General features: G+C 46.6%; 25 protein-coding genes. 13 read left to right on the forward strand and 12 right to left on the reverse strand.

What is annotated here, in order from left to right; translation table 11 throughout:
- Window positions 1–111 precede the first annotated feature (111 nt).
- Window positions 112–1,482 (forward strand): aldehyde dehydrogenase, encoded by a 1,371-nt coding sequence (locus tag CLV42_RS30920; protein WP_106605812.1) that lies wholly within the window; start codon window positions 112–114, stop codon window positions 1,480–1,482.
- 639 nt (window positions 1,483–2,121) lie between these two features.
- Here CLV42_RS30920 and CLV42_RS30925 read toward each other — a convergent pair.
- On the reverse strand, window positions 2,122–3,153 hold the full coding sequence (locus CLV42_RS30925) for a PDZ domain-containing protein (RefSeq protein WP_106605813.1): 1,032 nt from the start codon (window positions 3,151–3,153) through the stop codon (window positions 2,122–2,124).
- 148 nt (window positions 3,154–3,301) lie between these two features.
- On the opposite strand from CLV42_RS30925, the gene CLV42_RS30930 reads away from it, so the two are divergent.
- On the forward strand, window positions 3,302–3,961 hold the full coding sequence (locus CLV42_RS30930; RefSeq protein ID WP_106605814.1) for a hypothetical protein: 660 nt from the start codon (window positions 3,302–3,304) through the stop codon (window positions 3,959–3,961).
- A 77-nt stretch (window positions 3,962–4,038) separates the two neighbouring features.
- Here CLV42_RS30930 and alaS read toward each other — a convergent pair whose 3' ends face one another.
- Window positions 4,039–6,654: an alanine--tRNA ligase gene (gene alaS, locus CLV42_RS30935; RefSeq protein ID WP_106605815.1), complete on the reverse strand. Its 2,616-nt coding sequence runs from the start codon at window positions 6,652–6,654 to the stop codon at window positions 4,039–4,041.
- A 285-nt stretch (window positions 6,655–6,939) separates the two neighbouring features.
- On the opposite strand from alaS, the gene CLV42_RS30940 reads away from it, so the two are divergent.
- The 3 genes from CLV42_RS30940 to CLV42_RS30950 are packed head-to-tail and all read left to right on the forward strand — an operon-like array spanning window position 6,940 to window position 9,103.
- A complete protein-coding gene (locus CLV42_RS30940) occupies window positions 6,940–7,911 on the forward strand; it encodes a M23 family metallopeptidase (RefSeq protein ID WP_106605816.1) in 972 nt (323 codons plus the stop codon).
- A 52-nt stretch (window positions 7,912–7,963) separates the two neighbouring features.
- On the forward strand, window positions 7,964–8,575 hold the full coding sequence (locus CLV42_RS34365) for a MerR family transcriptional regulator (protein WP_245901781.1): 612 nt from the start codon (window positions 7,964–7,966) through the stop codon (window positions 8,573–8,575).
- Window positions 8,576–8,584: 9 nt separating this feature from the next.
- A complete protein-coding gene (locus CLV42_RS30950) occupies window positions 8,585–9,103 on the forward strand; it encodes a thioredoxin family protein (protein WP_106605817.1) in 519 nt (172 codons plus the stop codon).
- Between the two features lie 56 nt (window positions 9,104–9,159).
- Here CLV42_RS30950 and CLV42_RS30955 read toward each other — a convergent pair whose 3' ends face one another.
- On the reverse strand, window positions 9,160–10,251 hold the full coding sequence (locus tag CLV42_RS30955; protein ID WP_106605818.1) for a mechanosensitive ion channel family protein: 1,092 nt from the start codon (window positions 10,249–10,251) through the stop codon (window positions 9,160–9,162).
- A gap of 31 nt (window positions 10,252–10,282) precedes the next feature.
- Window positions 10,283–11,437 carry an amidohydrolase family protein gene (locus tag CLV42_RS30960; RefSeq protein WP_106605819.1) on the reverse strand — a complete coding sequence of 385 codons (1,155 nt, stop codon included), beginning with the start codon at window positions 11,435–11,437 and terminating at the stop codon, window positions 10,283–10,285.
- 81 nt (window positions 11,438–11,518) lie between these two features.
- Here CLV42_RS30960 and prfA point away from each other — a divergent pair, with 81 nt between their 5' ends.
- The 3 genes from prfA to CLV42_RS30975 all read left to right on the forward strand — a co-directional run bounded on the left by prfA (window position 11,519) and on the right by CLV42_RS30975 (window position 14,557).
- Window positions 11,519–12,583, forward strand: a complete 1,065-nt coding sequence (gene prfA, locus CLV42_RS30965) for a peptide chain release factor 1 (protein WP_106605820.1) — start codon at window positions 11,519–11,521, stop codon at window positions 12,581–12,583.
- A 139-nt stretch (window positions 12,584–12,722) separates the two neighbouring features.
- Window positions 12,723–13,400 (forward strand): OmpA family protein, encoded by a 678-nt coding sequence (locus CLV42_RS30970; protein WP_106605821.1) that lies wholly within the window; start codon window positions 12,723–12,725, stop codon window positions 13,398–13,400.
- Window positions 13,401–13,651: 251 nt separating this feature from the next.
- Complete coding sequence (locus CLV42_RS30975) at window positions 13,652–14,557, forward strand: cation diffusion facilitator family transporter (RefSeq protein ID WP_106605822.1); 906 nt, start codon at window positions 13,652–13,654, stop codon at window positions 14,555–14,557.
- Window position 14,558: 1 nt separating this feature from the next.
- On the opposite strand, the gene CLV42_RS30980 is transcribed toward CLV42_RS30975, so the two are convergent.
- The 5 genes from CLV42_RS30980 to CLV42_RS31000 form a co-directional block, all read right to left on the reverse strand.
- Window positions 14,559–14,939 (reverse strand): VanZ family protein, encoded by a 381-nt coding sequence (locus tag CLV42_RS30980; protein WP_106605823.1) that lies wholly within the window; start codon window positions 14,937–14,939, stop codon window positions 14,559–14,561.
- Window positions 14,940–15,074: 135 nt separating this feature from the next.
- Window positions 15,075–15,455, reverse strand: a complete 381-nt coding sequence (gene gcvH / locus CLV42_RS30985) for a glycine cleavage system protein GcvH (protein WP_106605824.1) — start codon at window positions 15,453–15,455, stop codon at window positions 15,075–15,077.
- Window positions 15,456–15,511: 56 nt separating this feature from the next.
- A complete protein-coding gene (locus CLV42_RS30990) occupies window positions 15,512–16,171 on the reverse strand; it encodes a peptidylprolyl isomerase (protein ID WP_106605825.1) in 660 nt (219 codons plus the stop codon).
- 11 nt (window positions 16,172–16,182) lie between these two features.
- Entirely contained in the window at window positions 16,183–16,710 is a 528-nt protein-coding gene (locus CLV42_RS30995; RefSeq protein WP_106605826.1) for a GNAT family N-acetyltransferase, read from the reverse strand.
- Between the two features lie 41 nt (window positions 16,711–16,751).
- Complete coding sequence (locus CLV42_RS31000; RefSeq protein ID WP_106605827.1) at window positions 16,752–17,093, reverse strand: hypothetical protein; 342 nt, start codon at window positions 17,091–17,093, stop codon at window positions 16,752–16,754.
- Window positions 17,094–17,405: 312 nt separating this feature from the next.
- On the opposite strand from CLV42_RS31000, the gene CLV42_RS31005 reads away from it, so the two are divergent.
- The 5 genes from CLV42_RS31005 to rsgA all read left to right on the forward strand — a co-directional run bounded on the left by CLV42_RS31005 (window position 17,406) and on the right by rsgA (window position 22,573).
- Complete coding sequence (locus tag CLV42_RS31005) at window positions 17,406–18,404, forward strand: AAA family ATPase (RefSeq protein WP_106605828.1); 999 nt, start codon at window positions 17,406–17,408, stop codon at window positions 18,402–18,404.
- A gap of 51 nt (window positions 18,405–18,455) precedes the next feature.
- Entirely contained in the window at window positions 18,456–19,319 is an 864-nt protein-coding gene (locus CLV42_RS31010; RefSeq protein WP_106605829.1) for a DUF58 domain-containing protein, read from the forward strand.
- 26 nt (window positions 19,320–19,345) lie between these two features.
- On the forward strand, window positions 19,346–20,335 hold the full coding sequence (locus CLV42_RS31015; RefSeq protein ID WP_106605830.1) for a hypothetical protein: 990 nt from the start codon (window positions 19,346–19,348) through the stop codon (window positions 20,333–20,335).
- Window positions 20,336–20,376: 41 nt separating this feature from the next.
- Window positions 20,377–21,387 (forward strand): vWA domain-containing protein, encoded by a 1,011-nt coding sequence (locus tag CLV42_RS31020; protein WP_106605831.1) that lies wholly within the window; start codon window positions 20,377–20,379, stop codon window positions 21,385–21,387.
- 250 nt (window positions 21,388–21,637) lie between these two features.
- The gene (rsgA, locus tag CLV42_RS31025; protein ID WP_106605832.1) at window positions 21,638–22,573 is read left to right on the forward strand and encodes a ribosome small subunit-dependent GTPase A; all 936 of its coding nucleotides are present in this window, start codon (window positions 21,638–21,640) and stop codon (window positions 22,571–22,573) included.
- 35 nt (window positions 22,574–22,608) lie between these two features.
- Here rsgA and CLV42_RS34070 read toward each other — a convergent pair whose 3' ends face one another.
- Genes CLV42_RS34070 through CLV42_RS31030 form a run of 3 tightly spaced genes read right to left on the reverse strand, consistent with a single transcriptional unit; the run spans window position 22,609 to window position 23,506 of the window.
- A complete protein-coding gene (locus CLV42_RS34070) occupies window positions 22,609–22,764 on the reverse strand; it encodes a hypothetical protein (RefSeq protein ID WP_170117717.1) in 156 nt (51 codons plus the stop codon).
- A 15-nt stretch (window positions 22,765–22,779) separates the two neighbouring features.
- Entirely contained in the window at window positions 22,780–22,935 is a 156-nt protein-coding gene (locus CLV42_RS34075; RefSeq protein ID WP_170117718.1) for a hypothetical protein, read from the reverse strand.
- A 40-nt stretch (window positions 22,936–22,975) separates the two neighbouring features.
- Entirely contained in the window at window positions 22,976–23,506 is a 531-nt protein-coding gene (locus CLV42_RS31030) for a gamma carbonic anhydrase family protein (RefSeq protein WP_106605833.1), read from the reverse strand.
- Window positions 23,507–23,558: the final 52 nt, after the last annotated feature.

The raw sequence follows: 23,558 nt of genomic DNA on the forward strand, positions 1-23,558 counted from the left end.
AGTATTCTTGTGTTGCAGAACCATTCAACCTATATTCTGTTTTCCTATACCTCCCTTCCGGAATAAGCGAACAATCTCCACTTTTATCATTTTCAGTACCTTCAGGGTAGTATGAATACCCAGGATGTTTATAACGTACAGCAAGACTTTTTTGCGTCAGGCAAGACCCTGCCCTATACATTCCGCCGCCGTCAGCTTAAGCTGCTGAAAGTGGCTATTAAAAAGCGGGAAAAGGATATTTTAGCCGCTTTGCATGCCGACCTGCACAAACACCCTGTCGAGGCTTACAGCAGCGAAATAGGGTTCCTTTACGTCGAAATAGCCTATCTGCTCAGCAACCTGAAACGGTGGATGAAACCGGAAGATGTGAACAGTCCCTTTATCATGTATCCCAGCAAGAGCAGGATACACCGCGTACCCCTGGGACTCACCCTGATCATCGGGCCCTGGAATTATCCTTTTCAGCTGATCATGGCACCGCTGGCAGGCGCTATTGCCGGCGGAAACTGTGCAGTCGTCAAACCATCTGAACTGGCACCTAATACATCTGCAGTAATAGCTGCCCTTATCAAAGAAACTTTCGATCCGGCTTACATTACTGCCGTAGAGGGAGATGGTGGCGTGGTCATCCCCGATCTGATGCAGCACCGTTTTGATCATGTGTTCTTTACCGGAAGCGCTGCCATTGGCCGTAAGGTCATGGAACTGGCTATCCCTCACCTGACGCCTGTGACGCTGGAACTGGGAGGGAAATCTCCCGTGATTGTGGATGATAAGGTAAATATCCGGGTGGCTGCTAAACGCATCGTATGGGGAAAATTCTGGAACGCCGGACAAACTTGTATAGCGCCGGATTACGTACTGGTACACAGCAGTGTGAAGGAGGAGCTGGTAGCCGCCATGCAAAAGGCCATCGTTAAATTTTTCGGGAAAGACCCTGTTAACAGTCCGGACTATGCCCGGATCATCAATAAAAAAAGGTTTGCTGCCCTGAACGGGTATCTGCAACAGGGAAAGGTCCTGCATGGGGGAACTGTTGATGAAAATGCGCTGTTTATAGCGCCTACCCTGCTGGAAGATGTTGCCTGGGATAGTCCCGTCATGCAGGAGGAGATATTCGGCCCTATCCTGCCGGTGCTTACTTTCAGTGCCCTGGAAGAAGCTGTCAGGCTTGTTAAGCAGCAACCAAAGCCATTATCCCTGTACCTGTTTACAAAAAGAAGCGATACAGAAAAGATGGTTACTGAACAGCTGAGTTTCGGCGGCGGATGTATCAATAATACCCTCGGGCATTTTACAAACCCTGAACTGCCTTTCGGGGGCGTTGGGCAAAGCGGCATGGGGCAATACCATGGGAAATACAGTTTTACGACGTTTACACACCCGAAAAGCATCATGAAAACCGGTACCTGGATCGATATAGCGATGAAGTATCCGCCTTTCAAAAATAAGCTCAAAATAGTCCGCTGGCTGATGAGATAAGCGACTGATACTATTTTGATATGATGTTTTAGGCTAATAATATAGTTGTTAAAAATGCAACTAATTGTTTGTTAATTGATTATGTTTTTTGACCCCTCTTTTACCTGAGAGAACAAGCGTCGAAGAAGCGGAGAAGACGCGTCGAAGAAGCGACGGTAAAGCATAGAACAGCTGGCAATATAATACCAGTACCAGCACTCACTGCCATTTCCAAATAAGTAAGATTATACAGTTCAATACCTGCCTGGAGTACGGTCTTGTCGTACTCCTAAGCTAGTGTTATACCTGTGTGTTCTCTATGATAACTCATCTATAAACCATCATCCAGCCATATATAACCCATATATAACCCATATCTCTCGAATATGGATTATATATGGGTCATATATGGCTTATATATGGGTTATATATGGGTTATCTCAGGAAACACACTATGATAGCAGCTTTGCTGAGACGATATAAATACCTTGTTATGTACTGATTTATAAAGGAATGATCTTTATAGTAGATAAATGCATTATATCTCCCTTGCCATACCTTACACATGTGGTTGAGGTAAACCTTTGGTAAACCTATCCGGACATAAAAAAAGGATGCTTCCTGAGGGAGAAGCATCCTTTTTTTGAACAGCGTATCTACTTATAAATCAGCCTTATGCAGTTTCTTAGGGACTTTAATTTCCAAAGTCTTCTGCTGACCATTCCTTTTCACCTGGGCAGTGATGGTACCCTTATCCTTATTGGAGCGATAAGCATTGGCCACATCGCGGGTAGAATTAACATCGTCACCCGCCAGCTGCGTAATAATATCCTTCGCTTTAAATCCGGCTTTTTCAGCGGCGGAGCCAGGGGCTACACTCAACACCTCTGCGCCATTGCCCTCTTCGGTATCCTGTACGGACAATCCCAGCTTAGCGTCATTGTCCTCATTGAAACCACGGAAGTGGTTAGGTCCGCCAAATCCGGGGAAATTATCTCCGAAGTTAAATTCTCCGCGGGGAGCACGACGGAAGCCCTGTGCGCCACTACCACGAGGGAAGAGTTGCAGTGTGCCAACATCTTTTCTTTCATCCAGCGTAACTGTAGCTGTATTCTCTTTTTTGTCGCGCAGGTAAGTGATGGTCACCTTATCACCAGGATCGTGAGCGCCGATCTTTTCAAACAGGTCATGTGGTTCACTGATCTTATCCGCATCTACACGGGTGATGACATCTCCGGGTTTGATACCTGCTTTTTCTGCAGGACTCTCTTTCGCGACTTCTCGTACAGTTGCGCCTGCGGCTTCTTTCTTTTCAGTGAATACACCCAGTACCGCTTTCCCTGGCTTGATATCCATCATGCCACCGGCTGTATCATCGCCCTCATCGTCGTTGAAAAGCTGTACTCCTCCACGGGGGGCGAAGTTGAAGTTATTGCCATCTACAGGCCTGATGCGGCGTCTGTAAACAGAAAGATCCCCGTCTTTATAAGCATCCATTTTTTCCCCGTCTACCAGAACATTGCCATCCTTGATCTCGATGGTCACTTTCCCATCTTTGTTACTGTTGCGTTTGATAACGATCTCATCGTACTCTCCCAGTTTATCGCCCTTCTTATCCTGCGCGATCGTGGCAGAGCTAAAAGCAAAGCAGGTAATGCTTGCCAGTGTGAGGGTTTGCAATAGCTTGCTCATAATTTCCTCCTTTTTATATAGTGATATTGTAGTTAACAAAGCAAATTTAGGAGGGGTTGTAATAAACGAAAAGTTAAAATAGGCGAAGTGGGGAAGTATTGATGCCTAAAGAATTATTTTCGATAAAATCCCTATTGTTATTAGATCTATGAAAAGAAACATTCCGTTTAAAATAGACATCCCGGTGCCATGCACACAGTCATGGGACGATATGCATCCTGTGGATAGCGGGAGATATTGCGGACATTGTTCGAAGACAATAATCGACTTTACCAAACTCGCCGATCATGAAGTTGCAAGGATATTCCTTGATAGTAAAGGACCTATATGTGGACGATTCAGCGAAAGTCAGCTTAACAGGGATCTGTTGGCTATAGAAAAAGAACGGGCAAATGCCCTTGTGCCCGCGTTACTGGTGAGTACAGCATTGGCGGCAGGTATCGCCTCAAATGCCGTAGCCAATCAACACCCGGTAGATCTTGCTCCGCAGATAGAGCAAAAGGACACTACCGACGTGCCAGCTGGATCACAGGTAAGCAAAAGTGATACAACCGGAATGCCTGCGACAGAAGGGCCTATGCTGGTGCCGGATTCTCTTTCAAAAAACAATTGGGAAGTTGTAGTGACGAATTTGTGTATTGAACGTTTGAACATAGTTTCGACTGGTTACACGGCTACGTGGATCCCTAAATCAAAGCGTGAGCGCAGGAAAATAGAGCAGCAATATCAGAAGAAGCTGGCGGAGGCCGTCCGTTCAAAGCCTCTCCGGATAACCACATTACCTCCGGAGGATGATGTGAAGAAATAATGTAAGCTTTGTGACATAAAAAAAGAGGATATCAACACTGATATCCTCTCTCTGTATGTCTTGATTTTTCTAATCTCTTACAACATCGCCTTCACCTGTGTAATCACCTGATCCAGCTGACCCGCTTCCTGTCCGCCGGCAGTTGCGAATGATTTCTGTCCGCCGCCGCCGCCTTTGATGATCGGGGCGATCTTTTCTTTGATGATCTTCGGCGCTTCCAGGCCTTTCTCAGCTACCAGGTTGTCAGAGATCATGAGGGCCACATTCGCTTTACCGCCGATATTCGCTGCAAAGACCAGCACGTGATTCTCAATTTCATTCTTCAGGGCGAAGCACAGCTGTTTCAGCGCATCTGCGTTGTTGACATCTACGATCTTGCCGAGGAAGTTGATACCATTGATCTGTTCTACCTGTTGCTGCAAGCCGGCTGACAACTGACGTACCTTCTCCTGTTCCAGCACTTCGAGTTGTTTTTCGAGGGATGTTTTATCCTGGAGCAGGGTCTCAACAGCTGTGACAGGATCTTTTGGATTCTTGAGGGCTGCTTTGATCTCCTTCAGCTGTTTCAGCTGTGCATCTACAAATGCCAGTGCATTGCTGCCGGTTAAGGCTTCAATACGACGTACACCTGCAGCTACCGCGCTTTCAGCGGTGAATTTGAAGAGGCCCAGTTCTCCGGTAGCACCGATGTGGGTACCACCACAAAGCTCTACAGAGTAGGCGGGATCCATAATTACTACACGTACGATATCACCGTATTTCTCACCAAAAAGCGCCATAGCACCTAGTTTCAGGGCTTCATCTTTCGGCAGTTCCTGAATTACTACAGGTATATTGGCACGGATCTTTTCGTTAACAATGTTTTCAATTTTTTCAAGCTCTTCATCCGTCACTTTCGCGAAGTGAGAGAAGTCGAAGCGCAGATATTCCGGGTTTACCAGGGAACCTTTCTGTGCCACGTGTGTACCCAGTACCTGGCGGAGTGCCGCGTGTAAGAGGTGGGTGGCAGAGTGGTTCAGCGTGGTAGACTGACGGTTTTGTTTGTTGATCACGGCTTTTGCAGTAGTGGTAATATCTGCAGGCAGTTTATCTACAAAGTGAACGATCAGGTTATTTTCCTTCTTAGTGTCTGTTACGTTGATGGATTCACCATTGAAGGTCAGGGTGCCGGTATCTCCTACCTGTCCGCCGCTTTCTGCGTAGAAAGGCGTCTGGGACAATACCAGCTGGTACTGCTCCTTACCCTTTGCCTTGATCTTGCGGTATTTGGTAACGGAAGTTGCTGTTTCTGATAGTTCGTAGCCAACAAAAACAGATACCGGGTTCTCATCCAGTACGGTCCAGTCGCCCATATCCAGCTCAGTTGCTGCGCGGGAACGGGTTTTCTGTTCTTCCATGGCAACTTCAAAACCTTTCTCGTCTACAGAGAAGCCTTTTTCACTGGCTATCAGGCTGGTAAGGTCATATGGGAAGCCGTAAGTATCATATAATTCGAAGGCTGTTCTGCCGTCAACAGCTTTCTGTTTGGCATTGCCCATGAAGTCTTCTATTCTGCGGATACCACTTTCCAGGGTACGGAGGAAGTTATTTTCTTCTTCGAATACCACCTTGGTCACAAAGTCTACCTGCAGCTGCAGTTCCGGGAATACCGTGGCAAACTGCTGTGCCAGTACCGGTACCAGTTCATGGAGCAGGGGCGTTTTCCGGTTCAGGAAGGAATAATAATACCTCACCGCACGGCGGAGGATACGGCGGATCACATAGCCTGCGCCATTGTTAGAAGGTAGCTGACCATCGGCGATAGCGAAACAGATAGCGCGGATGTGGTCTGCCAGTACGCGGAATGCCACGTCCTGTTTACTGTCGGTACGACCGTATTTCAGCCCGGTCAGTTTCTCTGTATGTTCGATAGTGCCCGAGAAGATGTCTGTATCGTAGTTGGAGTTCTTACCCTGCAATACCCTTACCAGTCGCTCGAAGCCCATACCGGTATCCACATGTTTCGCAGGAAGTGGTTCCAGTGACTTGTCTTTCAGGCGGTTGAACTGCATGAATACGTTGTTCCAGATCTCGATCACCTGCGGATCATCGGCATTTACCCTTGTTTTACCATCCACCAGGGCTCTTTCACTATCCGGACGGCAGTCAACATGGATCTCGGAGCAGGGACCGCAAGGACCGGTATCTCCCATTTCCCAGAAATTGTCTTTCTTATTGCCCATCAGGATACGGTCTTCTGAAATGTGCTTTTTCCAGAAATCGTAAGCTTCCTGGTCTTTTTCCAGGTTTTCCTTTGCGTCTCCTTCAAAAACAGTTACATAAAGACGGTCTTTCGGTATTTTATAGACCTCTGTGAGCAGTTCCCAGCTCCAGTCGATCGCTTCTTTCTTAAAATAGTCGCCAAAGCTCCAGTTACCCAGCATTTCGAACATGGTATGGTGGTAGGTATCGATGCCCACCTCTTCCAGGTCGTTGTGTTTTCCGCTTACGCGAAGGCACTTCTGGGTATCCACCACTCTCTTCCAGGCCGCCGCCCTATTGCCCAGGAAGTAGTCTTTAAACTGGTTCATGCCCGCGTTGGTAAACAGCAGGGTAGGATCGTTTTTTACTACGATAGGAGCAGAAGGCACGATGTGGTGGCCTTTGGACACAAAAAAGTCCAGGAATTGCTGACGAATCTCAGGAGCTGTCATAAGTATTTGAAATAATTGGTATGTATTATAATTTTGTGTCACCTAAATGGCTTTAATTTGTATTTTAGGCCAACTAGTGGTGTTTAGAAAATTGACATTCAAAAGATTGCCCTTTTACGCTATTTCCATTAGGTTTGCACACCCTGCCGCCTGGGCGGAAGGAGTGCAAAAATATTGAAAAAGTCTATATACCCTCTCATCCATATCTGTTTAACCCTATTTAAAAGTAAAACAAGGGACTTCCATTGGGAATGTAGGTTCTGCTTAAATGCTTAAGGCCGGTACATGAAGAAGGTAAAATACTTTTATAATACACAGACACTGAAATATGAGAAGCTCGTAGTGTCGATGCGGGTGAAACTATTGAGGATACTGGGATTTGTCTCTGCTGCCATCGTAACAGGGTTTATATTTTTGTCAATATCCTATCGTGTACTGGATTCCCCCAAAGAAAAGAGACTACGACGGGAGATAGAGGTGATGAATGAGCGCTATGAAGCCATGGAAGACCGCATGAATGACGTAAAGTCCAAGCTGGCAGAACTGGAGCATCGTGATAATGAGATCTACCGTGTTATCTTCGAAGCATCCCCTATTCCGGACAGTGCCCGCGCGGGAAGTAAGGAAAAAGAGGAAGAGCTGACCCAGTTACAGTCATTCTCCAGCAGCGAGATCATTGCCAGTACCGGCGCATTGCTGCAGGAATTATTACACCGCATCGCCACACAGGCAAAATCTTATGAAAAGATCGACGACCTGGTAAAGAATAAACAGAAAATGCTGGCGTCTATTCCGGCTATTCAACCTGTGGCCAACAAAGACCTGAAACGTATCGCTTCCGGTTTTGGTTATCGTATTGACCCCATCTATAAAACTGTAAAATATCACTCCGGACTGGATTTCGCTGCTCCTGCAGGTACTCCTATCTATGCTACCGGCGATGGCGTTGTGGAAGATGCCAGCTCCAGCGCAGTCGGTTATGGTAACCACGTACTGATCAACCACGGTTATGGCTATAAGACATTATATGGTCACATGCTACGTATAAAAGTGAAACCTGGCGCTGTCGTAAAACGCGGCGAAGTACTGGGTTGGGTAGGTAGCACCGGTAAATCCACAGGGCCTCACTGCCACTATGAAGTAGTGAAAAACGGAGAAAAAGTTGATCCTGTATACTTCTTCTTTAATGACCTTTCGCCCGAAGAGTTTGACCGTATGTTGAAAATTGCCGCCTCTGGCAACCAGTCATTCGACTAACTTGTTAAAGCTGAACCTGCAATAACAGTGGAGAATTTTGTAATTTGGTGCCATGATGCAACAACTGGACCTCTTTTCTTCACCGGATCCGAAACCGAAACCGCCAGTACCAGAACCGGTACCTGAGCCGGTTACTGTTCAGAAGCCGCCTCCTAAGCCCTTGCCGGAGGTGGAGATTCCCGTGAAGATACAGGTGCAGATGCCGCCTGATAATCTCCCGCCCGTTCCTTTTACAGGCACAGGCACATCCGTTACGGCCATACAGCCACCGCAGAAAAAACGCGGCAGAAAATCATTGAAGGAAGTAGCAGATGATCCGGACCTGATGAAGGCGCTGGATGCTATTCCGCTGGATAAGCAATACTACTCAATCAGTGAAGTGGCAACGATGTTCCGTGTAAATACATCATTGATCCGTTACTGGGAAAATGAGTTTGATATTTTACAGCCTAAAAAGAACCGTAAAGGAGACAGATTATTCCGCCAGGAGGACATTCAGCATCTGAAACTGATCTATCATTTACTAAGAGAAAGAAAATACACCATTGAAGGTGCAAAGCAGAAATTAAAAGAAGATCGCAAACTGGCAGCCCGCAGTTTCGAAATGGTACAAGCTTTGCTAAAGGTAAAGGGTTTTCTAACTGAACTCAAGGAACAATTATAAAAATACATCATGCGATTGAAATCACTACTCCTGGTTGGCGGTCTGTTACTGTCAACCCTGACATGGGCGCAAACCACAGCAAGCCGTGCATCCAACGGTAAGAAGGCGCTGAAAGGAAAAATAGAAATGAAGACATTAATGAATGACAGCGCTTTTGCCTGGTTCTATACTGGTGTGAACGGATATCAGCCTAATGATAACATGCTGAACTACATCAAGGACAATCGCGGTAAATTCAATGTAGTGGCTGTAGTCGGTACATGGGAAGACCAGAGCCGCCAGCTGCTGCCTGCATTATATAAGATCATGATCCTCGGCGGAAGCCCTGAAGAACAGGTGCTGACCTATGGCGCTGATGAAAAACTGAACAGCGACGCTCCCATAAATTATAACGTAAAGAAACTGCCTACCTTCATTATGTTCCGCGACGGAAAAGAGATCGGTCGTGTAAGCGGAGAAGTGGGTGAATCCCTGGAAAGTGATATGGCGAAGATCCTGCTGAAAGCAAACAGGAAAGATAAAGACTGAGTTTAATTATCCAGTATAAACAAAAATCCCGGGCAGGTTAGCTGCCCGGGATTTTTTTATTTTTCGTGGATCTCCACTTTTGTACTTGACAGCTTCACACCCCTCTTTTCCATGATGGCAATCACTGCCAGGTTGATCTCGTTGCGAAGGGCATTGTATGGTACTCCCTCAATAACGGGCGTCAGGTAAATGATCTGGATCACATAAGTGTCTTTGGTGAATTCATTCAGGTTCACAATAAAGCCATCCTGCACTTTTTCATTGGCGGTCAGTAATTGTTTGATATCCTGCAGTACCTGCATCAGATTATCCGCAGGGGTATCGCCTGCCACTTCTACTCTCAACGCAGCACGTTGGTGCGTACGCAGGGTAAGGTTATCCAGCACACTATCCACCATCTTTTTATTAGGTACGGTCACATATGTTTTTTCCAGTGTGCGGATGCGGGTGCTGCGCAGGCCGATCTTTTCAACATTGCCCTGGAAGGAGTCCACTCTTACAGAATCGCCTACACGGAAAGGTTTATCGAAAAAGATGATAAAGGAACAGATCAGGTTCTCAATGCTTTCCTTGGCAGCGAGTGCAAGGGCAGCAGCACCGATACCGAGACCAGCAATGATCTTGTTCACCAGCACCGCACCGAAGAGGATACGTATGAAAGCGATAGCGCCAAAGATGAAGACGATGGCTTTAAAGAAGTCCCTGAAAAATACGATGAACTGGTTGTCAGTAATATCGTGCGACAGATCTGCGCTCTTACTTATCATGAGCGAGATAAAATCGATCACACGCAGGATGATCCATATAATAGATACAGTGAGCGCCAGTTCCATGAGGGTATGGAGCAGCAGCTTCAAGGTGAATCCATTGTACACGGGTACGTCCAGCTCTGGCGGGAAGTTCAGGTGATCGACCGTCAGCATGAAGGTGATCAGCAGCAGGAAGTACTCCAGTGGTACCAGCAACAGATGCGAAAATTCATGCTGGCCAATCTCGGGCGCCCAACGCCGTACCTCTTTATATAGCTGGGTAGCCAGCCATCTTGAGAGGTAACGTTTGATCATGGACACAAACAGCAATATAATTGCCAGTATAAAATAGTTTTGGATAGGGTTACCAAGTATAACCTGGTCGAGTAAATTGTTCATAGCTTACGTTTGCATTCTTCTGGGCGCGAAATTAGAGAATCCTGCGGCTTTCCTTCTCATCTATTAATGTTACTCCGGGTTGTCTGCCTTTTTCGAAACTGCCATATTTACCCTCAATGCCAAGTGCCATGGCACCATTCAGTGTAGCCCATTGTAATATTTCTTCCAGCGCAATATTTGAGTAGTGCCTGCGTATAGTCTGAATTTCCTGCCAGATAGATAACTGATGATTGGAGGCCAGGCTGTCGGTACCCAGGGTGATGGTACAGCCCTGACTGCGGAGCAGGCCTATATCAGGGATACGGTTCTCTATATACAGATTGGCCTGCGGACAGAGGCACCAGTATGCCCGGGGCGCCAGCTCCCTTGTATAGGCAATATCCTGTTCAGTAGTATAGGTATTGTGTACCAGTATTACCGGCAATTGCCTGAACCAGGGCAGCCATGCCGGCAGACTGTTGGTGCCGGAGGGGGTAAAAGCCGAAGCATCCATGTTGAAATGCTTGTAAAAGTCAAGGAAAGCGCCTGTTTTGTCCTGGTACAGGCTGTTCTCTGCTTCACATTCCTGGTTATGAATGCTGATAGGCATATTATCCGGCGTAGCTGACAGCAGGGAGAAAAGTGCTTCACTCACAGAATAAGGTGCATGGGGTACAATAGAGCAGGAATGTCCCGGACCATTTAATTCCCTGAACTGCCTGAGTATGTCCAGGCTATACTCATAACGTTGCTGCGCAAAACCGGGCACAAAGCCCATACATTCTATGAATGAGTGGTAGTACAGGGGGGAATCTTTCTTGAATGCCAGGGTGGCGGTCCCATTGCAAATGTCGCCTACGGCGCTGATCCCACTCTCCCACATCGCGGTAGCCGCCTGTTGCATGGCAGCCTCCTGGGCAAGGACATCCTGCTGTCCTCTTTTTTCCATCACACTCGTCAGGAATGCCGGGAGGCCCGTCCCTTCGGGTACAATCCCGCCCATATGGGATAATTCCAGGTGGCAGTGAGTATTAATAAAACCGGGACTCAGCAGGCCATTCAGCTGCTGTACATCATCGCCCGCCACACTCTCGTGCACAATATCCTGGACAATCCCCTTGTCAGATAATACCAGTACCATACTGCCGGGCAATAACTGCCGCCCGTTAAATAATGCCGTACCCTTAAATTTCAGCTGTTGAGACATGTAGTAATTATATTAATTTTGCGCCCAGTCAGAGGAGGTGGATGGCCAAAGGGCATTCATATCCTCCCAACAAAGATAATTATGATAGATAAACTTGATGCGATAAAGGGCCGTTTTGAGCAGGTATCGCTGGCGCTGACTAACCCTGAGATAGTTAGTGATAATAAACAATTCAGTAAGCTGAGTAAGGAATACCGTCAGCTGGAGAAGATCGTAAAGGCGCACGATGCCTACCTGAAGTTACTTGACAGCATCGCTTTTAATAAAGAAGTACTGGAAAGCGGTGATGACGAAATGAGGGAGCTGGCAAAGGAAGAAACCGAGTCCCTTCAGAACCAGAAGCTGGAACTGGAAGACACGATCCGCAACCTGCTGATCCCGAAAGATCCGCAGGATGAAAAGAATGCCATGCTGGAGATCCGTGGAGGTACCGGTGGTGATGAGGCGAGCCTCTTTGCCGGAGACCTGCTGCGTATGTACCTGCGTTATTGCGAAACAAAGGGCTGGAGCACCAATATCATGAGTGAGACTGCGGGCGCTGCGGGTGGTTATAAAGAGGTGGTTGTGGAAGTGACCGGCGATGATGTCTATGGCACCTTGAAGTTTGAATCCGGTGTACACCGCGTACAGCGTGTACCGGCCACTGAAACCCAGGGCCGTGTGCATACTTCTGCCGCTACCGTGGCCATCTTGCCCGAAGCGGAAGAGGTGGACGTAGATGTAAGGGAAGCCGATATCAAGATGGATACCTTCCGTTCCTCCGGTGCGGGCGGTCAGCACGTAAACAAAACGGAATCTGCCGTGCGCCTGACGCACATACCTACCGGTGTGGTAGTAGAATGTCAGGAAGGGCGTAGCCAGCACTCCAACAGGGATATTGCCATGAAAATGCTGCGTAGCCGTATATATGAAGCAGCAGTGCGTAAGCATGAAGAAGCGATCGCTTCACAGCGTAAAAGCCTTGTGTCTACCGGCGACCGTTCTGCCAAGATCAGGACGTATAATTATCCCCAGGGGCGCGTAACGGATCACCGCATCGGTATGACCATGTACAACCTGGATGCTTTCATGAACGGTGATATCCAGGAAATGCTACAGGCGCTGCAATTTGCTGAAAACGCAGAAAAGCTGAAAGTGGGCAGTTAATAATTATACATTACATTTGCGCGCATAATAATATTTAGTGAATTGGTATGCTTCCACTTTCAAAATCTGGCAGCATATTTGTCTATAGAAAACGCATAAGAACAACTAGCATATTAAAAGAACTTTAAATTAATTTAAGATGAAAAGAATAAATCCTATTGTAGCTATTGTACTGTCCGCATCGATGTTATTTGGTTGTAAAACCTGGCAAGGCATGGATAACACCAAGAAAGGCGCTGTAATTGGCGTTGGTGGCGGTGCTGCAACCGGTGCTATTATCGGTAAAGCTGCAGGTAATACTGCCTTAGGTGCTATCATTGGTGCTGCCGTTGGTGGTGGTGCAGGTGTATTGATCGGTAAGAAGATGGATAAGCAGGCGCAGGAAATCAAGAACCAGGTGCCAAATGCAACCGTTGAGCGTGTAGGTGAAGGTATCAATGTGACATTTGCTTCCGGCGTACTGTTTGGTTTTGACAAATCAGACCTGACTGCACAGGCACAGCAGAATATTAAGGAACTGACTACTATTCTGAATAAATATCCTGACACTTATGTACGTGTGGAAGGACATACCGATACTACCGGTACATACGACTACAACATGAAGCTTTCTGAAAGACGTGCAGTGGCAGTAAGTAACTTCCTGAAAGCACAGGGTGTGGCTGCTAACCGTGTGCAGGCTTATTGGTATGGTGCAACTCAGCCAGTAGTACCTAATAACTCAGATGCTAATAAGGCTAAGAACCGTCGTGTAGAATTCTCCATCTTCGCGAACGACAAGATGAAGTCTGATGCGAAGAAAGAATCTGGCCAGTAATAATATTGAATTGATAAAACTATCATACAGGGCCTCCGCTAATGCGGGGGCTTTTTTTTTCCGGAAGCTGTCACCTAATCTATGTTGGTTTTCAGATAATGTATTTAACAAACATAGATCGGCTCCAGCGGAGCCGTTTTGTTTGTAGCCCGGGGTGATAACCCCGGGTATGCCGATACCCCCTCGCCCCCCGATATCCCCAGGGTAACCCACTACCCCATTGGCACGATTTTGAGGCCCCATCAGGATATATGGCAGCTAACAATAAAACAATTTATACAGCATTGGCAGCCAATCTGCTGATTGCAGTGATCAAATTTATTTCCGGTGCAGCTACCAACAGTTCTGCGATGATCTCAGAGGGTGTCCATTCTGTGGTGGACACTACCAACCAGTTCCTGTTACTGTTCGGAATCAGGCGTAGTAAGCGTTCGCCTGATGAACGGAGACCTTTCGGATATGGAAAGGAAGTATACTTCTGGTCATTTATTGTGTCTATTCTCATCTTTGGTGTGGGTGGCTGTATTTCATTTTATCAGGGCGTTATTCATATTAAACATCCCCCGGTGCTGGAAGACCCCACCTGGAACTATATCGTACTGGCCTGTTCCCTTTTGTTTGAAGGTACATCGCTGGTAGTGGCTATCAGGGAATTTGACAAGGTGCGTGGAGAGCAATCCTGGTGGAAGGCCATTCATCGCAGTAAAGACCCCGCAAGTTTTATCGTGTTGTTTGAAGACAGTGCTGCCGTGACAGGATTGATAGTAGTTGCTATCATGGTATACCTGGGGCATCATTATAACAATCCGTACCTGGATGGGGCAGCGTCACTAATAGTGGGGATCATTCTCAGTATTGTATCTGTATTACTTGCACGGGAAAGTCACAGCCTGTTGATGGGGGAAGGTATAGCACCCGCTACGCAGCAGCATATCAGGAGTATCGTGGAAAAAGATCCGGCCATTGTGAAAGTACAGCATCAATTTTCTACTTATCAATCGCCGGAAGAAGTGATGTTGTTACTGCTCGTCACTTTCAGGGATGACCTGGATACGGAGGATATTAATGAGGCGATTACCCGTATCCGGAAGATGATCAGGGAGGTCTATCCGCTTATTCATTTTATCATCATTCAGCCGGAAAAAGCGGACAGGTAACTTATTTCAGCCACCACTTCCTTACAAGATTAAACGCGATGATACCTGCTATGGCGCCGACAGTATCTGCTGCCACATCACTCATGTCGAAGCTGCGGTGAATAGCAACATATTTCTGGATATATTCAATAGCGAGACCATAAAAGGATGCAGAGAGGGCAATGATAGTCAGGGTGAACTTAGACAGCTCCCTCTTTTGCAGATATACACCAAGGCACAGCAGAAACACTGTTCCACCAAATAGCCCGAAGTGTACGATCTTATCCATATGGATCTTCTCGAAAAAGGGAGAAGAGGGAATCTTCTCGCCGGGTATCGTACATACATATAGTACCATCAATATCCAGATAGTGGCTGGCAGATAGTATCGAATAATTTTCATTGCTGGCACCTGTATCAAGTTTAGTCCGTAAAGTTATAAGGTTATAAAGTTGTTGCCAACCTTATAACCTTAAACTTTGCCGGGTTATACCCTTTTTAACCTTTTATTAAAATATCGTGGGGAGTGATGAGCGGATTATTCGCCAACCAGCGCTTGATAAGCAGCAGCGTCCAGCAGACCTGCTACATCGGCAGGATTGTTAACGGTCATTTTGATCATCCAACCCTCGCCGTAAGGCTCCTGGTTTACCAGTTCCGGAGAAGCGTCCAGTTCCGGATTGAGCTCGTTGATAGTACCAGCAACAGGCAGGAACAGGTCAGACACAGTTTTTACAGCTTCTACGGTACCGAATACTTCTTCAGCTCCCAGTGTTTTACCAATAGTAGGAATGTCTATAAAAACGATATCACCTAATTCACGCTGTGCAAATTCAGTAATACCAATTGTCGCTGTATTACCTTCCAGGAGAACCCATTCATGGTCTTTGGTGTAACGCAGGTTTGATGGAAAATTCATGGCAAGTTTGATTTTAAGCGGTAAAATTAAGGAAATTCCAGTTGAGAATAGACGTACTAAAAGAAAAGGAATTTATGTATCAATCTTATTTTCATGGGTACATCTGTTAAAGGACGATCATGCGCATCTGTTTTTTGTGTGGCGATCTTGTCGATCACGTCCATTCCCTTCACTACCTGTCCGAATATAGTATAACTCTGGTCCAGCTGTGGTGTGCCGCCGATGTTCTTGTAATGTTCCCGCTGATCTACCGGTATCTTACGGCCTCCCAGGCGTGTCTGTTCCAGTTTGTCCAGTTGTTCGTCTGTCCACTTCTTTCCCTGTACGATATAGAACTGACAGCCGGAACTTGCTTTCGTGGGATTGTTATCACGTGCAGCCGCCAGTGCGCCTTTTATGTGATAAAGATCCAGCTCGAATTCGGCAGGGATGGTATAATTCACATCGCCGTTGCCTAGCATCGCGCCTGCCTGTGCGTGTTTTGACTCAGGATCGCCTCCCTGTATCATGAAAGTATTAATAACGCGATGAAAGAGGGTGCTGTCGTAGAAATGCGATTTTACAAGTTTGATGAAATTGTCCCTGTGTTGTGGGGTCTGATCATACAGTCTGATGATCATCGTGCCATAAGGTGTGATGATCTTTACTTTGCGGTTCTTCGCCATGACGGTACCAAATGAAAGTAATAATACCAGTAGGAGTAGCTGTTTTTTCATGCGGGTTGGGTTTATGATAGATGTTTTTTCATGAGCCAGTCTGTATCAGCCTGGTTGCCGATATGGAAGAAATGTTCTCCGAACTTTTCGAATCCCTGTTGCTGATAGAAACGGATAGCCTTGTGGTTATGTTCCCAAACGCCGAGCCAGATTGTTGAGATCGCGTTTTCTGCAGCAATCCGGTAACTGTGCTCAATGAGCTGTTTTCCCAGTCCCAGGCCCTGGAACTGCTTTAGTACATATATTCTCTCCACTTCCATCACAGGCGCGGGCAGTGGGCCATCATTGTCCGGTTGTTTGTACAGATTTAACTTCAGATAGCCGGCCGCTACATCCTGTTGCCAGAGTATAAAGAAAAGCGCGTCGGGACTGGTCATTTCTTCAGCCAGTACTTCCGGGCTTTTCTTATCATGCAGAAAGGTGGCGAGATCTTCCGGGGTATAAACGTCTTTAAAAGTTTCCGTGAAGGTCTGCTGTTCCAGTTGTACCAGTGTAGCCAGCTGGTTGGGTGTGATGGGGGTGATATGGTGTAAGGACATTTTGCTTATCCGGTTTAGTCAGAAGGGAAAGAGGAGCGCTGTCAGCGCCCCTCAAGATCGTCAAAGTAGGCGATGATATGTTCCTGCAGGAATCTTTCCTGCTCCATCATATTCATTTTAGGAACGGGTTGTGCCTCTTTAAAGTGAGGCCAGCCATCCTTATCATAGCCTTCCAGTTCAAAATAACCACTCTGGCTGAGCAGTGTACAGGTGGCCACATGCATGAGGTCCTGTTTCTGCTCTTTGGTGAATTTCTTTTTCATGTGGCCCAGCTCCTGGATGCCTATTAAAAAGAGTATTGCTTCCATGTTCGGTTTCTTTCCGAAACGTTCAGTCAGCATTTCCTCCACCCGTTTCCATTGCTGCGCGAATTCTTCCTGCATCTTCTAAATATTTAATTATGAGCTCCGTATGGAGAAGTTACGTTTGCAAATGTACGTTATAAAAAAAGATGATATAAATATGCTCAGGCTTTATTAATTTGGACGGATGAGTTAGTGAGACTTATGAATGACCATTTTCTGATATAAGGAAAACCTGAAAAACCGCAGTTCCCTGATAATCATGAACGTAATTCGTAATTTGTCATTTATAATGTTATTATTAACAGCATTTTAACGGGCAGATCCTGCGCTGGGCGTAAGGTATTACCGGCGGAATGTTTACTTTAGCAAACTTGTAAATAATAAATAAGCATGGAGAATACTTCGGATATCCGTCAATTGAACGAAAAGATCCATCAGGCCAGCGCATTTGTGGACCTGTTGAACCTGGAACTCGGTAAGGTGATCGTTGGTCAGCGTTACATGGTAGAAAGGTTGCTTATCGGCCTGCTGGCAGGTGGTCACGTACTGCTGGAAGGGGTGCCCGGTCTGGCAAAAACATTGTCCATTAAATCCCTGTCATCTGCTATTAATGCGAAATTCAGCCGTATACAGTTCACACCGGACCTGTTGCCGGCCGACGTGGTAGGTACGATGATATATAACCAGCAAAAGAATGAGTTTGTGGTGCGTCGTGGTCCGATCTTCGCCAATTTTATCCTGGCGGATGAGATCAACCGTGCCCCGGCAAAGGTGCAGAGTGCCCTGCTGGAAGCGATGCAGGAAAGACAGATCACCATCGGCGATACTACTTTCAAACTGGATGATCCGTTCCTGGTACTGGCTACCCAGAACCCGATCGAGCAGGAAGGTACCTACATGCTGCCTGAAGCGCAGGTAGACCGTTTTATGCTGAAAGTAACGATCGGTTATCCTACGAAAGAAGAAGAACTGCACATCATCCGTCAGAACCTGAATCCTCAGGCTACTGCGACCATCAACCCGGTAGTACAGCCTTCAGATATTATAACTGCGCGTAAACTGGTACGTGAAGTGTATATGGACGAAAAGATAGAACGGTATATCCTTGATATCGTTTTCGCCACCCGTAATCCTGAAGATTACAAACTGCAGAAACTGAAACCACTGATCTCTTATGGTGGTTCACCAAGGGCAAGTATCAGTCTCGCCATGGCAGCTAAAGCATATGCATTCACTAAACGCAGAGGATATGTGATCCCTGAAGATGTACGCAGCATCTGCTTTGATGTAATGCGTCACCGTGTGGGTCTGACCTACGAAGCGGAAGCTGAGAATGTAACCAGCGAGAACATTCTGAGCGAGATCCTGAATGCAGTAGAAGTACCTTGATAGGTGCTGTGTGACAGCGATGTGAATCATTATTCATTTTAATCATTACCGGTGGATACTGCAGAAATACTAAAAAGAGTAAGGCGACTGGAAATAAAGACCAGGGGCCTCTCCAATCATATATTCTCAGGGGAATATCACAGTGCATTCAAAGGCCGTGGTATGTCTTTCAGTGAAGTAAGGGAATACCAGTTCGGAGATGATATCCGGTCTATTGACTGGAACGTGACAGCGCGTTTCAATCACCCGTTCGTAAAGGTATTCGAAGAGGAACGTGAGCTGACGGTGATGTTAATGGTGGATGTGAGTGAAAGTTCCGTCTTTGGTACCGCCAGGCAGAACAAACGGAACATGATGACCGAATTGTGTGCCGTACTCGCATTTTCCGCTATCAACAACAACGATAAAGTAGGCGTTATCTTCTTTAGTGATGGCGTAGAAAAATACATCCCGCCTAAGAAAGGTAAATCGCATATCCTGTTCATCATCCGTGAACTGATCTCTTTCGAACCTAAACGCAAAGGCACCAATATCAAAGAGACACTTCGTTTCTTCAACAACGCCAACAAGAAAAGGAGCATCGTGTTCCTGATGAGTGACTTCTTAACAGGTAGTTACCAGGATGCACTGAACATTGCATCCAAACGGCATGATATGGTGGGCGTTCACATTTACGATCAGCGTGATAAGGAATTGCCTTCTGTTGGCCTGATCCAGATGAATGACCTGGAAACAGGTGATCGTCAGTGGGTGGATTCTTCTGATAAGAAAGTGCAGCAGTATTATACACAGCAGTTCCATCAGCATGTACAATATTGCCGTAACTCTTTCAAGAAAAGTGGGGCAGAGCTTATCAGCATACGTACGGATGAAGATTATGTAAAAGCCTTACAATCCTTTTTCGTAAACAGGTGATAGTTTAAAGCTGAGCAAGTACTAATATGGTTAAACCTATTATAGTTAAACGTCTTATTTTCTTTTTCCTGCTGGGATTCGTACTGGCGCCTTTCATCTCTTCTGCACAACAACAGATAGATGTAAAAGCGCAGGCAGATACTGACAGGATACGTCTAGGGGAGCAGGTAAAATTACACCTGTCTGCCAGCATGCCGCCGCAAGGCATGAATGTGGTATTCCCGCAGATCCCGGATTCCTTCGGACATTTTGAGGTAGTACGCCGTTCCCCGCTGGATACCACCGCGCAAGGTAATACGAAGCTGTTGGGTCAGACCATTGTGCTGACCAGTTTTGATTCCGGCCGCTGGGATATTCCGGCACTGCGTTTCGACCTGGTGAGCGGTGGCAATATTACTGATTCCGCTTTCACAGGGCCACTCAGCATCGATGTAAACACTGTTGAAGTCGATACTACAAAAGCTTTTAAGCCTATTAAAGGCGTACGTACTGTTGGTTGGAGCTTCTGGGATTACTGGCTGTATTTTGCTATTGGTATTACAGTCGCGCTGGTAGGCGTAGGACTGTTCGTGTATTTCCGCAGCAGGCCGAAAAAGGTAGTTCCTCCTCCTGTAGTGGCTGTGGTGCCGCCTTACGAAATAGCATTGCAACAGTTGGAGCAGCTGAAATCGGAGAAGGTTTGGCAGTCAGGAAATATCAAACAGTATTATACCCGGCTTACCGATATTCTGCGTACTTATTTTGAGCACCAGTTTAACATTCCGGCGCTCGAACAGACATCAGAAGAGTTATTGCAACATATCAAGCCTGTCACCATTCTGAATCAGCAGCGTGATAAATTACGCGCGCTGTTAAGTCTGGCCGATCTGGCGAAGTTTGCGAAAATGACGCCATCTCCGGAAGAGCATGAAGGCGCTATGCAGCATGCACAGGAAATAGTGGCATGGACGAAGCCTGCAGTGGAAAAAGCTGTAGCCGCCGAAGCCGGAAAAGAAGAAACAAAGCAGTCTGCGTAAGTAGGTCGCTCCTCCTTCAAAAGAGAAATTATTATTAATAAATGGATTTTTCGATCTGGAAAAGTATTGAATTTGCCCACCCAGCCTTCTTCGGGCTACTGGCGCTGATACCGGTAATGATCTACTGGTACATCGCCCGGCAGCAGCGCCGGCAGGCAGCCATGGAAATGTCTTCCCTGCAGGGATTGAAAGGATTACCTGTTTCGTGGAAGGTGACCATGCGTCCCGTATTACTGGTACTGCGCCTCCTGGCTTTTACTGCACTGGTAGTAGCGCTGGCCAGACCGCAAACAAGCAATACCTCTGAAAGCATCGATAGTGAAGGGATAGACATCGTGATGGCAATCGACATTTCAGGTAGTATGCTGGCACAGGACCTGCAGCCAGACAGGCTGGAGGCTGCAAAGAAAGTAGCGATGAATTTTGTGGACAGCCGTATCAGCGACCGTATTGGTCTGGTGATCTTCTCAGGAGAGAGCTTTACACAATGCCCCATCACAACAGATCATGGCGTACTGAAAAATCAGATCGCACTGGTAAAGAGTGGTATGCTGCAGGACGGTACTGCTATTGGTATGGGACTAGCTACTTCTGTAGACCGCTTACGTACCAGCAAGGCGAAGAGTAAAGTGATCATCCTCCTGACAGATGGTGTGAACAATACAGGTCTGATAGATCCGCTCACAGCACTGGAAATCAGCAAGGCATTTAAGATCCGCGTATATACGATCGGCGTGGGTACGGTAGGAAAGGCGCCTTTCCCGATGACTATGCCTGACGGTTCTATACAGATGCAGATGCAGGATGTACAGCTGGATGAGCCACTGATGAAAAAGATATCTGCTGAAACAGGCGGTAAATATTTCAGGGCTACCAACAACAAAGAACTGGAAAATATCTACGGTGAGATCGATAAACTGGAGAAAACGAAAGTAGAGATCACTTCCTATAAACGTTTTGCAGAACATTTCTTCCCGCTGGCGATGCTGGCACTGGCATGTATACTACTGGAAGTGGTGCTGAGATATACAGCTTTCAGAAGTCTGCCGTAAAATAATTACATAAAAAAAGCAGGCCCCGGAGAATTTTTTTCCCGGGGCCTGCTTTTTTTATCTATCCTACACAGCCGCGCCACTGGCGGGCTAATCGCCGCGAATGATCTCGTTGGCTGATTTCATGATTATCATACTGCGCTATGACCATGTAGCCTCTGAAGGAGCTGAGCCACGCGACTTCTCTGTAAGTGTTCAACTGATCCGAAAAACCCCCTAACTTTACAGCCTGAATCACTAAAAAGAGAATTTGCAAGCAACCATTTACAAATCCACCGGAAGCTGGTATACAGCCAAAACAACTACGGGAGAAGCATTCCAGGCCCGTATCAAAGGGGTCATGAAGATTGATGAGGATATTACCTCTACAAACCCTATCGCTGTGGGCGATGTTGTGGAGATTGTGCGGGAGGACGGAGATGCCACTGCACAAAATGCCATGATCACGGAGATAAAGGATCGCCGGAATTATATAGTGCGCAGCTCTCCTCATAAAAAGAATCAGAAACATATTGTGGCTGCCAACCTGGACCAGGCCATGTTGATCTGCACCGTGAAGGAACCACGCACTTCCAATGGGTTTATGGACCGCTTCCTTGTAACGGCGGCAGCCTATCACATCCCTGTGATACTGGTATTTAACAAAAGAGATATTTATAAAGAGAAAGACCTGGACAAGTTTGCCGAATTACAGGCATTGTACGAAGACATTGGGTATAAAGTACTGCTGGTGTCAGCCGAAAAAGAATCTGGTATAGACGAGTTAGTGGCTGAGATGAAGGATAAGACCACGCTGATGGCCGGGCATTCCGGCGTAGGTAAATCTTCCCTGATCAATCGGCTGCTGCCGGGCCTTGACCTGCGTACCAAGGCCGTGAGTGGATGGAGCGGGAAAGGACTGCATACTACTACTTATGCAGAGATGTATGACCTGCCGGCAGGTGGTAAACTGATTGATACGCCGGGCGTACGTGAGTTTGGTATTGTAGATATTCCCAAAACGGAGTTATCGCATTATTTCCTCGAAATGCAGGCTTATTTACCCCAGTGTCAGTTCAATAACTGTCTGCATATCAATGAACCGGGATGTGCCGTAAAGGCGGCGGTAGAAGCCGGAGAGATCGATGTGAACAGGTATGTCAGTTATGCATCCATCCTGGAAACCATACAGGAAGAGCAATACTGATCACTATCGCGGTTAAAGCGTCTGACCGATAATAATTATCGATTCTTTTTCCTTTTGGGCGCGCTCATTTCGTCCAGCAGCTTCTCAGCCCCCCAGTTCTTGCGGGGAGTAGGACAACCTGTTTTCCTGGTACGGCAGGCGGATAGTCCGATGAGGGATATCACCAGTACGAAGAGTAAAAATCTTTTCATAGGATGCTGTATTAATTAAAATACCCGGCCATTCATCTGCCTGGATGAAGACTTATTTTGTTTTACATTCTTAGTAGAATAGTAGTTGTTGCTGGGGCAACCGGTGCGCTCTACCTTACAGCTGGCAGCAAGCATACCGCACACCACCATTAGTAGTAATAGTTTTTTCATAAGGCAAGGTGATTATTAGATGCAAGATAATTAAAATATGTCATTTACTTTCCGGCGCGTCCTTAAACCAGCCGGAGTACATGATATAGTTGTTGGCAATGCGGTCTATCTCGCCACTGATAAGGGATTGACTGATATCTTTCACCTTTTTGGCGGGTACGCCTGCATAGATGGAGCCGGGTTCTACCTGGGTTCCTTCCAGCACAACGGCGCCGGCGGCGATGATGGTATTACTGCCAATGTGTGCATTATCCATCACGATAGCGCCCATGCCTATTAATACGTTATCTTCCACTGTGCAGCCATGCACAAGTGCATTATGTCCGATAGAAACGTTGTTACCGATAATAGCCTGTGTTTTCTCATAGGTGCAGTGAATGACAGCACCGTCCTGCACATTTACCTTATTTCCCATCCTGATGCTGTTCACATCTCCGCGGATCACTGCATTGAACCAAACGCTGCACTGGTCTCCCATTACCACGTCTCCTACAATTGTTGCATTAGGCGCAATAAAACAGTCGTTCCCTATTGTTGGCAGTATTCCTTTAACCGGTAAGATGACAGGCATATAGTAAGTTTTAACGCAAAAGTAAAGAAATTCGTATAGGTCTGCTGTCAGC

It is taken from the genome of Chitinophaga ginsengisoli (assembly GCF_003014595.1).
GTDB classification, from domain to species: Bacteria; Bacteroidota; Bacteroidia; order Chitinophagales; family Chitinophagaceae; genus Chitinophaga; species Chitinophaga ginsengisoli.